This is a genomic window from Mesorhizobium sp. M2A.F.Ca.ET.039.01.1.1 (assembly GCF_003998035.1).
In the GTDB taxonomy this organism is placed as follows: Bacteria; Pseudomonadota; Alphaproteobacteria; order Rhizobiales; family Rhizobiaceae; genus Mesorhizobium.
This window is the reverse complement of sequence record NZ_RZRY01000157.1, coordinates 1-11,102: the sequence shown is the minus strand read 5'-3', so window position 1 is coordinate 11,102 and position 11,102 is coordinate 1. Positions and strand designations below refer to the sequence as shown.

Below are 11,102 nucleotides of genomic sequence, written 5' to 3'. Positions count from 1 at the left end.
GGCCAGGAGCTCGCGGCAGACCTCGTCGACATGTATCTCACCTGGGGCGAGCCGCCGGCGCAGGTTGCCGCAAAGATCGCTTCGGCGCGTGAAAAAGCGGAGCGGCGCGGCCGCAAGCTGCGCTTCGGCATCAGGCTGCATTTCATCGTGCGCGAGACCGAGGACGAGGCCTGGCGCGCCGCCGAGCGGCTGATCAGCCACGTCACCGACGCGCAGATCGAGAATGCGCAGGCGCGTTTCCTCAAGGAGATGGATTCGGTCGGGCAGCGGCGCATGGCCGAACTGCATGGCGGCCGGCGCGACCGGCTTGTCGTGTCGCCGAACCTTTGGGCCGGCGTCGGCCTGGTGCGCGGCGGCGCCGGCACCGCGCTGGTCGGCACGCCGGAGCAGATCGTCGAGCGCATCGGCGAATACCAGGCGATCGGCATCGACACCATCATCGGCTCCGGCTACCCGCATCTCGAGGAGGCCTATCGCGTCGCCGAGCTGTTGTTCCCGAGGCTCGGCCTGGGCACGCAGCGGCAACGGGCGCACAAGGATATCGCCAACGAATTCTCGGTCGGCTTCCACGGCGCCAACCGCCTGCAGGCGGCGTCATGAGCCTGGCCACGCGCCTTGCCCGCAACGGCGTGGCCGGCTGGCTGCTGCCGGCGGCAATCATCGCCGGCTGGGAAGCCGCGGCGCGCGCGGGCCTGATCCCGGCCAATGTGCTGCCGGCGCCGAGCGCGGTGGCCGAGGCCTTCTGGCGGCTGACCTTGTCAGGCGAGCTGATCCGCAACATCGGCGTCTCCACCCTGCGGGCGCTGTCCGGCTTCGCCATAGGCGGCTCGATCGGCTTCGCGCTCGGCCTCGCCAACGGATTGTCGGCGCTGAGCCGCGGCCTGACCGACACGACGCTGCAGATGATCCGCAACATCCCACATCTGGCGCTGATCCCGCTGGTTATCCTGTGGTTCGGCATCGACGAGGAAGCAAAACTTTTCCTGGTGGCGCTCGGCGTCTTCTTCCCGATCTATGTCAACACGCTGCTCGGCATCCAGAGCGTCGATCCGCAGCTGGTCGAGATGGGCCGGGTCTACGGGCTCGACCGGCGCGCCTTGTTCTTCCGGGTGATCCTGCCCGGCGCGCTGCCTTCGATCTTCGTCGGCCTGCGCTATGCGCTGGGCATCATGTGGCTGACCCTGATCGTCGCCGAAACGATTTCGGCCAGCTCCGGACTCGGCTACATGGCCATGCAGGCACGCGAGTTCCTGCTGATCGACGTCGTGGTGCTGTCGATCCTGATCTACGCGCTGCTCGGCAAGCTCGCCGACAGCCTGGCCCGCCTGCTCGAGCGCCTGTCGCTCGGCTGGCATCCGGCCTTCCAGAAAGGGTGAGAACAAGATGCCAGCCGCCACCCTCACCGCAGCACGCTCCCTCGTCGCCACGCCGGCGCAAGCCCGGACGATCGGCTCGGTCGAGGGCCGCCGGGCCTTCGCCTTCAAGGAGGTGGGGAAACGCTTCGGCGACAAGATCGTGCTCGACGGCATCAGCCTCGACGTGCGTGCCGGGCAGTTCCTGGCCATCATCGGCAAAAGCGGCTGCGGCAAGAGCACGCTGCTTCGGCTGCTGGCCGGCCTCGACCGCCCGAGCAGCGGCTCGCTGACCTTTGGCGCGGCCGAGGAGGGTCACAGCCGCACGCGCTTCATGTTCCAGGAGCCGCGGCTGCTGCCCTGGGCGAGCGTGGTGAAGAATGTCGAGATCGGGCTGACCGGCATCGCCGGTGGCACCGAAGCCAGGCAGCGGGCGCTTGCCATGCTGGAGGAGGTCGGGCTCGCCGACCGCGCCGACGAGTGGCCCTCGGTGCTGTCGGGCGGTCAAAAGCAGCGCGTCGCGCTTGCCCGCGCCCTGGTCGGCCAGCCGCAGATCCTGGCGCTGGACGAGCCGCTCGGCGCGCTGGACGCCCTGACCCGCATCGAGATGCAGCAGCTTCTGGAACGGATTTGGCTCGACCAGAAGTTCACCGCCGTGCTGGTGACGCACGACGTCGGCGAAGCCGTCGCGCTCGCCGACCGCGTCGTGGTGATCGGCGCCGGCAGGATCGCCCTCGACCTCGACGTGCCTGTGGCCCGGCCCCGCCGGCACGGTTCGGCGGAGCTTGCCCATATCGAGGGCACCATCCTGGATCACCTGTTCAACCGGGCTTGAGCGCGGCGCCGGCCGTGGTCCCAAATCACGAAATCATCGTAAGATCAAACGCGCGACTGGCTCGCCCAGCGCAGTCCGACGATGCCGGCCAGCATGGTGACGAGGCCGATATAGAGCCATCGCGTCTGGCCGGTCATGAAGCTGCCGCCGACCAGGCCGAGCCCCTGCAGCGACCATAGCGCGCCCACGCCCAGCACAATCAGCGTCAGCACAGACCTGATCAATCGCATCGGCTGGATCCTCTCCGGAAGTCCATTTCGAGCGGTGACAGGGACGCAACAAAAGACTCGTAGGAATCGGAATAGTCCGGCTCCTCTGTACTTCCAATCTTGAGGACCGATCTTGTCCGGAACGTCCCGGAGAGTGGTCCGATATTCATCAAGAATACGCCTCTCGGGCTCCAGGAATCTCATGACAAACTGTTTCGCGGCGACTCCAAACGTGTGCCTTCGCCATGGAACCGCCAGAAGGCTGCCGCATTTCCCGCCTCATTCGGCACTTAGGCGGGGCTATTCGATCAACGGAGCCACCCCCAAAGGATGAAGAGAACCAACCAGACCGCGCTTGTCGCGGTAACGATCGCGGCTGGCCTGATGGCTGGCGCCTCGTCCGCCTCCTCCGCCGCCGCGCAATGCGGCCGCGCTTCCTGGTATGCGCTGCATTCCAGAACCGCCTCAGGGGAACGCATGAACCCCTCGGCACTGACTGCCGCCCACCGCACGCTGCCTTTCGGCACCAAGCTCAGGGTCACCAACAAGAACAACGGCCGCAGCGTCGTCGTGCGCATCAACGATCGCGGTCCGTTCGTGAAGGGCCGCGTGCTGGATCTGTCCCGCGGCGCCGCCGGACAGCTGGGCTTCATCGGTTCGGGCCACACCGCCGTCTGCATGGCGCGCGTCTGATCTCTCCATTATCGGACCATGATCCAAGGCGACCGCTGCGGTCCGGCGATCATGGCCGGTCTCCGGTAAGAGAGGCCGGACACATATCCTTCACATTTCGGCACCGCACAGTGAGCCGACTCGCCGCTCAAGCCTGATTTCCAACAGGTTGAACCAAAGAAGCATTCGTCAGACAAAATGACGTATTGCATCGCAACAATATCTTGTTAACCTCGCCGGGAGACATTCAAGGCTCGGCGCTGTTCGTCGTCCTTTGGTCGACGGACGGCAACGGGGTTCTCGATGTTCTACCAGCTCTACGAAATGAACCATGCGGCGCTGCAGCCCGCGCGCTTGTATGCCGACGCGGTGCGGCTCTTCTACTCCAACCCGCTCAACCCGATCTCCCACACCCCCTTAGGCCGCTCGGTCGCGGCGACCGCCGAGCTGTTCGAACGCACCACCCGCCGCTACGGCAAGCCGCAATTCGGCCTGGACAAGACCGTGGTCGACTGGAAGAGCGTCGACGTCACCGAAAAGACGGTCTGGTCGAAGCCGTTCTGCAATCTGGTGCGCTTCGAGCGCGCGCTGCCCGCGGGGCGCAAGCCTGACCCGAAGCTTTTGATCGTGGCACCGATGTCGGGCCACTACGCGACGCTGCTGCGCGGCACGGTCGAGGCGATGCTTCCGCACGCCGACGTCCACATCACCGACTGGGTCGACGCCCGCATGGTGCCGGTGGCGCAAGGCAGCTTCGATCTCGACGACTATATCGACTACGTCATCGAGATGTTCCATGCGCTCGGCCCCGACACCCATGTGATGGCCGTCTGCCAGCCTTCGGTGCCGGTGCTGGCGGCGGTGGCGCTGATGGACAGGCGCGGCGATCCCTTCGTGCCCTCCACCATGACGCTGATGGGCGGGCCGGTCGACACGCGCCGCAACCCCACCGCGGTCAATCTCCTGGCCAAGGAAAAGGGCATCGACTGGTTCCGCGACAATGTCATCATGCAGGCGCCCTGGCCGGTGCCGGGCTTCGGGCGCGTGGTCTATCCGGGCTTCCTGCAGCTCTCCGGTTTCATGAGCATGAATCTCGATCGCCACATCATCGCCCACAAGGACTTCTTCATGCACCTTGTGAAGCATGACGGGGACAGCGCCGAAAAGCACCGCGACTTCTATGACGAATATCTGGCGGTGATGGACCTGACGGCGGAATTCTACCTGCAGACGGTCGACACCGTGTTCGTGCGCCACGCTTTACCGAAGGGCGAGATGACGCATCGCGGCGAGACGGTCGACTGCGCAGCGATCCGCAACGTCGCGCTGCTCACCATCGAGGGCGAGAACGACGACATTTCCGGGCTCGGCCAGACCCAGGCCGCGCATGATCTGTGCGTCAACATTCCCGCCGACAAGCATGTCCATTACGTGCAGCCGGCCGTCGGCCATTACGGCGTCTTCAACGGCTCGCGCTTCCGCTCCGAGATCGTGCCGCGCATCGCCGACTTCATTTCCAGCTATGGCCGCCAGCAGCGTGTGGCGACGAGGCCCAAACTGGTCCGTTCCGCGAAAGGCTGAACGCCGCGGACCGCGCCAGAGCGAACTTCCGTTCCGCCGCCAGACGGCGGCCGCTGGTGTTGCGACGGTGTCTCTGTTGCGAAAGTGCCGCTACGGGATCGTCCAGGTAACCATGCCGTCAAACTGGCCGCGGTCTCTAATTGACACGGACTGTAAATCGCCTTTAACGTTTCGTTAATAAAGAACAGGGCGGCGGGGGCAATGACTTCCTCAGCGATGACGCGGATTCTGCGTTTGTGTTCAGTCGCAGGGCTGGCGATTTCGGCTCACTGGGCGGTACCCGCCTGGGCGGCGGGCGCAATGACCACAGGCGGCCTGACCTCGCAGCCGATCGGGCACTATGATTTCTGCAAGGCGCGTCCGAACGAATGCAACATCCATCCGGCCGATCTCGAGCCGGCCAGGATGACGGACGTCCTGTGGCGCAAGCTGGTCAGCGTCAGCGCCAAGGTCAACGCCGCCGTCAAGCCGTTGAGCGATCTCGATCACTACGGCAAGGATGAAGTCTGGGCCTATCCGGATGACGGCTATGGCGATTGCGAGGACTATGTGCTGGAAAAGCGCCGCCAGCTTTATCGCATGGGCATGTCGCTCGCCGACCTCCTGATCACCGTCGTGCGCAAGCCTGATGGCGAAGGCCATTCGGTGCTGACGGTGCGCACCGACAAGGGCGACTACGTACTCGACAATCTGACCGACAAGGTCAAAACCTGGGACGCGACCGGCTACCGCTTCCTCAAGCGCCAGGCGATCGACAACACCGGACGCTGGGTCTCGATCCGCGACGGCCAGGCGGTGCTGGTCGGCTCGGTGCAGTAGGCGGAGCTAGGCGCACCACCCTCGGTTTCGTCCGCTTCGCTCCCGCTCCGCCCGTGGATGACGAAGGCGGTGGCCCTCCGAAAAAATCGCACAACTCCATGAACCATACCCATTTGGCCGGCGACACACAGCCGTGAATGGCAAATCCAACCATGGAGAACTCAAATGACTTCTTTCCTGCGCAACACCCTTCTTGCCGCCGTCGCGGTTTCGGCCCTGACCGGATCGGCCCTGGCGGACCAGACCTACAAAAGCTGCGCCGCGACCAACCTCAACGACCTGTGGAGCGGCCGCTGCTGCAGCGTCGGTTCCGCGAACTGCCTGGGCGGCGGCAATGGCGGCCGTGATCATCAGGGTCATGAAGGCAAGGGCGGTCGGGGCAGCACCAACGGTGGCAGCGCCGGCAAGTTCTGATCTTAGGCGTGAGGGTTGCCGGCGGCGTAGTACACCTAGCCTCCCGCGAGTTCGTCATCCACGGGCGCAGCAAGGAGCGAAGCGACGCAGCGCAGACCCGAGGATCCATTCCGTTACCTATGAGCGTCACGGCGGTGCAGAACGGCCTCTGTTTTGCGCCGCCTTCGCCCTTCGCGCGAGGTCACGGAATGGATCCTCGGGTCTACGCGTCCGCTTCGCTCCCGCTCCGCCCGTGGATGACGAACCTCGGGCGCTTCGGCTAACCCCACCCGTTGTCATACGGGCAAACTATCTGCGCAACGCGGCCCGGACCGATGCCGTGATCTTCCGCAGCTGCTCCTCATCCAGCCTCTCGATGCTTTCGGCCAAAAGATTGGCCAGTTCAGTGGCCGCCGGCGACAGGCCGGACGTGTCGATCCTGACCCTCGGGTGCGAGCTTTCGGCAAGGCGGGCGAGGTCCTCGGCATCGTCCCAGATGATATTGAAATAGCCGATGATCTTCTGGATCAGCGTCCAGGTCGGCGCGCCGCGGCGGCCGTGCTCGAGCGCCGACAGATAGGCGGCGCTGACGCCGATCGCCTCGGCCATCGCCTTCTGGCTGACGCCGCGCTCGGCGCGCAGCGCCCTGAGCTTCTCGCCGAACGGAGTCATGTCGACCTGCTCATCACCAGGCCCCTCATTGCCGAGCCGCTCATTGCGAGCTCCTCATGGGCGCGTCCGCCGCAGCCGCACATAGAGCGCGCCCGAGCCGCCATGGTTGCGGGCGGCGTGATCGTGGCTGGAGACGAGATGGCGGAAGGCCGGGGTCGACAGCCAGGCCGGCACGGCGCGGCGCAGGATGCCGTCGCCGCCCGAGGACGACCCCTTGCCGGTGATGATCAGAACATAGCGGATGCCGCCGGCATGCGCCCGATGCAGGAAGGCGAGCAGCAGCGAATAGGCCTCGTCCTGCGTCATGCCGTGCAGGTCGACGCGGCCTTCGATCGGCAGCCGGCCTTTTTTCAGCTTGTGCAGCGTCTGGTCATCGAGCGAATGCGAGACATGCGGCGTCTTCGGTTTTGCCGCGACGGGCGGGACACCGTTGACGGAAGCGGCGGCCGGCGTCGGCTTGGGCTCGATAATTTCGGGAATCTCGACCGCGGCCTTGCGTTTCAACGGCCGGGCCGAACGCGCCACCAGGTTCCACAGGATGCGGTCGTCGTCGCTGAGATGGTCGTCGCGGCGGCTCACCGGGTCGCTCCATTCAGAAGCCCACGCGGAACCAACGCATAGAAATCGGCCGCATTGCGGACCACGCCGGCGATCTCGCCAGCGGCGTCGCCCGAGCCGGCGAAGAGGTCGCCGCGCGCCGGCCCGGTGATGGCCGAGCCGGTGTCCTGCGCGATCATCAGCCGCCGGAACGGTTTTTCATCGAAGGCGGTGAGCGTCGGCGCGTCGATATAGAAGGGCGTGCCGAATGTGTGCAGCAGGCGATCGACCGCGACCGAGCGCCCCGGCGTCAGCGGCACCTTGGCGGCGGCGATCGGCCCAAGCGCGGCATCGTCGACTGCAGCCTCGCGGAAGAAGATGTAGGAGCGGTTCTGCCAGAGGATCTCGTCGACGCGGCTAGGATGCGCCTCGAACCAGGCGCGGATCGACTGCATCGTCACCTTTTCCAGCGGGATCTCGCCGAGCTCGCTCAGAATCTTGCCCGGGCCAATGAAGCGCTGTCCTGATTTCGCGGCATAGGTGACGCGGGCGAGCCTGCCGTCGGTCATCTTCAGCCTAGCTGCGCCCTGCACATGGATGAAGAAGGCATCGACCTTTTCGGCGAGCCAGGCAATCTCGAGATTTTGGCCTAAGAGCGCACCGCGCTCGATTTCGCCGCGGTCGAAATATTCGACCGGAGCATTATCCGTCCGACGGGCGAAGGCCAGATAAGGATCCATGCCGGCCGGCCGGTTGCCGTCGTCGATGTCGATCAGATCGGCGGGGCGGGACAGCAGTGGCACTACGAACCGCTCCGTCCTGACCGGCGACGCCTCGACCTCCGGCTCGTAGAAGCCGGTGACGAGGCCCGAGCCGTTTTCGGCGCTCACCAGCATCGGCACGAAATGCCGCTCGAAGAAGGACCGCGCCTCGGACCGATTCGGCGCCGAAACGGCGCGGGCCTCAGCATAGGCCTCGGCAAAGGCATTGAAATCGACCCCGAGCGAGCCGGTGCGATAGGGTTTTACGGGTGCATGAAGGGCCGAGCGGCGAAAGGCCGCGAAAGCCGCAGCATGGTCGTCCTCGCCCCAGCCGGGCAGGTCATCAAAAGATTTTTCGTTGAATATGGGAGAGAGCGGCACGACCGAGCCCCGCCGCTTGATCTCAATCTTCTTCTTCGGTGGCGACGAGCTTCCAGTTCGGGTCGCGCGAGCGTGTGTCGCGGGCGAAGGTCCAGACATCCTTGACCTCGGCCACCGTTTCCGGATCGCCGTCGATGACGGCGCCGGCCTTGTCGCGGGTCGCCGAGATCAGCTCGGAAACGACGCGCAGCGTGATATGCGCTTCGGAGCCCTTCATCTCCGCGGCGACGATGTCGGCTTTGTCGATGCCGACGAAGGAGGACTGGATCTTCTCTGACTTCGCCTCGCGCTCGCCGATGGCGGCGACGAACCCGTCATAGACTTCGCGCGACAGGAGATTCTTCAGCGTCTTACGGTCGCCGTCGGCATAGGCCATGACGATCATCTCATAGGCCATCTTGGCGCCGTCGACGAAGGTTTTGGGTTCGAAGGACGGATCGTTGTCCTTGATCGTGCGCAGGCCTTTGTTGAGATCGGTGTCCGGCTTGGCGAAGGCGTCGATCGCGGCATAGGTCTCGGCTGAGGATTCGCCCGGTGCGCGCTTGCGTGGCAGCGACACGACATTTTCCGGCTTCTGCGCCGCATCGGCCTCGCGCGTGCGGCTCGCCGAATAGGGATCGAAGGGCGGGCGCTCGTTGCCGGTGCGACGTCCGAGCACGTTGCGCAGCTGGAAAAAGATCACAACCGCCGCAATCAGAAAGAAAATCGTGCCGAAGTCGAAGAAACCCATATTTTCCGCCAACTCGAACCCTGTTCTTGCCCGACCGGCGTGACCCCCCTCGGGGACCGCGGTCGCATAGCGTTCAACACTCAAAGCATATAGAACGGCAGGCGCAATCATTCAAATCAAAGGCAGCCATACCTATCTAAAGGCGCCAAGGCCAGCGGCGATTGTCCGCGAGCGCCCAAAAGAAGAAAGCGATCGGTCGAGACTTTGCGCATTTCCTTCATCCCGCTGTTCCTGCTCCTGCTGCCGCTGCTGGAGATCGCCGGCTTCGTGGTCGTCGGCCGCGAGATCGGCGCCTTGGCGACGGTCGGGCTGGTCATCCTGTCCAGCGTCGCCGGCAGCCTGCTGCTCAGGCACCAGGGTTTCGGCGTCATGACGCGGGTGCGGGCCGAGATGGATGCCGGGCATGATCCCAGCCGGCAGCTCGTCCATGGCGCGATGATCGTGCTGGCGGCGATCCTTTTGATCATCCCTGGCTTCATCACCGATATCTTCGCCATTCTCCTGCTGCTGCCGCCGGTGCGCGACTTCGCCTGGCGCCTGCTCAAGAGCCGCATCGTCATGGCGACCAGCTTCTCGAGCGGCTTTTCGGCGCGCCGGCGCGAGACCGTCATCGATCTGGACGACAGCGACTATTCGCGCGACGATTATCCGAACCGTCCGGACCACAATTCGCCGTGGCGGCGGCTGAAAAACGATTAGTCCCAGGGCCTTTGCCCGATAAAGCGGCAAAACTTGTTTTGTCCGGCGGGCCATGGTAGCGAACCCGCGATTTCAATCCGGTCAGCAATGCTGCCCAGGCAGAAGGACTTAAAGGCTCATGGCCAGCAACGATGACGCGGCGACCGGCGCCGCCAACGGCAACGGCACCCAGAACCAGCCCTCGCTCAATGTGCTTGCCCAGTATGTGAAGGATCTTTCCTTCGAAAGCCCCGGCGCGCCGAACTCGCTGCGCGGCCGCGACAAGGCCCCAGGCATCGCCATCAACGTCAACGTCAACGCCAATCCGCTTTCGGACAAGCAGTTCGACGTCAACCTGACCTTGAACGCCAAGGCCTCCTTCGACCAGGAAGTGCTGTTCAATGTCGAGCTGGTCTATGGCGGCGTCTTCGCCATCTCGGGCTTCCCGCAGGAGCACATGCTGCCGATCCTGTTCATCGAATGCCCGCGGCTCCTGTTCCCCTTCGCCCGCCAGATCATCTCCGACGCCACCCGCAATGGCGGCTTTCCGCCGCTGATGCTCGACCCGATCGATTTCGCCCAGATGTTCCAGCAGCGCATCGCCGAGGACCAGGCCGCTAGCAAGGTCCAGGTGAGCTGAGAAGATTCGCTTTGGCGATTGAAGAGCCCGGCTTCGTGCCGGGCTTTTTTGTTGGAGATGCCGGAGATTGGCGAAAACCTCCGGACGGTCGTCATTCTAGGGCGGAGCAAGGAGCGAAGCGACGCGCGCAGACCCTAGAATCCATGCCGTGACGCTAAGGCGTTGCCACGGTTATAGAATTCTGCACCGTTGCACCCTACGGCGGCGGTCACGGCATGGATACTCGGGTCAAGCCCGAGTATGACCACGTCACGGAGGGATTCGGCCAATCGCGCGGATCAGCGCCACAAGCGCCCGCTCAGCCCACCGCCACTTTCAGCCACAGCGCCTTTTCGCCGAGCGTCGAAACCAGCCCGGCATGCGCGGCGCGGTCCGCTTCGTTCAAGCGCGGCGGCAGGGCAATGGGCCGCGCGCCGATGGAGATGTCGATATCGGCCACCTCGCCGGCGCCGTTCATCTGCATAGACACGGTTTCCAGCACCAGCGCCGCCTGCTTGCCGCCGATGAGCTCGATATAGACCTCGGCCAGCAATTCGGAGTCGAGCAGCGCGCCGTGCTTGGTGCGGCGCGTGTTGTCGATGCCGTAGCGGCGGCAGAGCGCATCGAGCGAGTTCGGGCCCATCGGATGCTTGCGGCGCGCCAAAGCGAGGGTGTCGATGATGCGGCCGGGATCGATGGCCGGATGGTCGAGCCGGCTGTATTCGAGGTTGAGGAAGCCGAGGTCGAAGGTGGCGTTGTGGGCGATCAGCTTGGCGCCGTCGGTGAAGGCCAGCCACTCATCGACGATTTCGGCGAAGGTCGGCTTGCCGACCAGGTCAGCGGCGCTGATGCCGTGCACGGCC

15 protein-coding genes are annotated in these 11,102 nt (G+C 64.8%); 9 read left to right on the top strand and 6 right to left on the bottom strand.

The annotated features are described in order from the left end of the window. From EOA24_RS14500 to EOA24_RS14490, 3 genes are all read left to right on the top strand, one after another. On the top strand, positions 1–600 hold a 600-nt coding region (locus EOA24_RS14500; RefSeq protein ID WP_127409876.1), incomplete at its 5' end, for an LLM class flavin-dependent oxidoreductase. Then, on the top strand, positions 597–1,376 hold the full coding sequence (locus tag EOA24_RS14495; RefSeq protein WP_126080335.1) for an ABC transporter permease subunit: 780 nt from the start codon (positions 597–599) through the stop codon (positions 1,374–1,376). The genes EOA24_RS14500 and EOA24_RS14495, both read left to right, overlap by 4 nt. A gap of 7 nt (positions 1,377–1,383) precedes the next feature. Then, positions 1,384–2,187 (top strand): ATP-binding cassette domain-containing protein, encoded by an 804-nt coding sequence (locus EOA24_RS14490; protein ID WP_126080336.1) that lies wholly within the window; start codon positions 1,384–1,386, stop codon positions 2,185–2,187. 44 nt (positions 2,188–2,231) lie between these two features. Here the strand turns inward: EOA24_RS14490 and EOA24_RS14485 are convergent, their stop codons facing one another. Further along, positions 2,232–2,417 (bottom strand): hypothetical protein, encoded by a 186-nt coding sequence (locus tag EOA24_RS14485; protein WP_126080337.1) that lies wholly within the window; start codon positions 2,415–2,417, stop codon positions 2,232–2,234. A gap of 309 nt (positions 2,418–2,726) precedes the next feature. Here EOA24_RS14485 and EOA24_RS14480 point away from each other — a divergent pair, with 309 nt between their 5' ends. The 4 genes from EOA24_RS14480 (at position 2,727) to EOA24_RS14465 (ending at position 5,882) form a co-directional block, all read left to right on the top strand. Further along, complete coding sequence (locus EOA24_RS14480; RefSeq protein WP_126080338.1) at positions 2,727–3,089, top strand: septal ring lytic transglycosylase RlpA family protein; 363 nt, start codon at positions 2,727–2,729, stop codon at positions 3,087–3,089. A 282-nt stretch (positions 3,090–3,371) separates the two neighbouring features. After that, the gene (locus EOA24_RS14475) at positions 3,372–4,649 is read left to right on the top strand and encodes a polyhydroxyalkanoate depolymerase (protein ID WP_126080339.1); all 1,278 of its coding nucleotides are present in this window, start codon (positions 3,372–3,374) and stop codon (positions 4,647–4,649) included. Between the two features lie 201 nt (positions 4,650–4,850). Continuing rightward, complete coding sequence (locus EOA24_RS14470) at positions 4,851–5,468, top strand: transglutaminase-like cysteine peptidase (RefSeq protein WP_126080340.1); 618 nt, start codon at positions 4,851–4,853, stop codon at positions 5,466–5,468. A 165-nt stretch (positions 5,469–5,633) separates the two neighbouring features. Then, a complete protein-coding gene (locus EOA24_RS14465) occupies positions 5,634–5,882 on the top strand; it encodes a hypothetical protein (RefSeq protein WP_126080341.1) in 249 nt (82 codons plus the stop codon). Between the two features lie 288 nt (positions 5,883–6,170). Here the strand turns inward: EOA24_RS14465 and EOA24_RS14460 are convergent, their stop codons facing one another. Genes EOA24_RS14460 through EOA24_RS14445 form a run of 4 tightly spaced genes read right to left on the bottom strand, consistent with a single transcriptional unit; the run spans position 6,171 to position 8,942 of the window. Then, positions 6,171–6,533 (bottom strand): helix-turn-helix transcriptional regulator, encoded by a 363-nt coding sequence (locus EOA24_RS14460; RefSeq protein WP_126080342.1) that lies wholly within the window; start codon positions 6,531–6,533, stop codon positions 6,171–6,173. Positions 6,534–6,587: 54 nt separating this feature from the next. After that, entirely contained in the window at positions 6,588–7,112 is a 525-nt protein-coding gene (locus EOA24_RS14455; RefSeq protein WP_126080343.1) for a Smr/MutS family protein, read from the bottom strand. Next, complete coding sequence (locus EOA24_RS14450; RefSeq protein WP_126080344.1) at positions 7,109–8,212, bottom strand: murein transglycosylase A; 1,104 nt, start codon at positions 8,210–8,212, stop codon at positions 7,109–7,111. Before EOA24_RS14450 ends, EOA24_RS14455 begins: the two co-directional genes overlap by 4 nt. Positions 8,213–8,234: 22 nt before the next feature. Continuing rightward, positions 8,235–8,942, bottom strand: a complete 708-nt coding sequence (locus EOA24_RS14445) for a Tim44/TimA family putative adaptor protein (RefSeq protein ID WP_126080345.1) — start codon at positions 8,940–8,942, stop codon at positions 8,235–8,237. A 204-nt stretch (positions 8,943–9,146) separates the two neighbouring features. On the opposite strand from EOA24_RS14445, the gene EOA24_RS14440 reads away from it, so the two are divergent. Together EOA24_RS14440 and secB are read left to right on the top strand one after the other, a co-directional pair. Then, positions 9,147–9,641, top strand: coding sequence for an FxsA family protein (locus EOA24_RS14440; protein WP_126080346.1), 495 nt, complete (start codon positions 9,147–9,149; stop codon positions 9,639–9,641). Between the two features lie 118 nt (positions 9,642–9,759). Beyond that, positions 9,760–10,260: a protein-export chaperone SecB gene (secB, locus tag EOA24_RS14435; protein WP_042645309.1), complete on the top strand. Its 501-nt coding sequence runs from the start codon at positions 9,760–9,762 to the stop codon at positions 10,258–10,260. 298 nt (positions 10,261–10,558) lie between these two features. Here the strand turns inward: secB and EOA24_RS14430 are convergent. Next, a partial coding sequence (locus EOA24_RS14430; RefSeq protein ID WP_127409875.1) for an exonuclease domain-containing protein occupies positions 10,559–11,102 on the bottom strand: 544 nt, incomplete at its 5' end.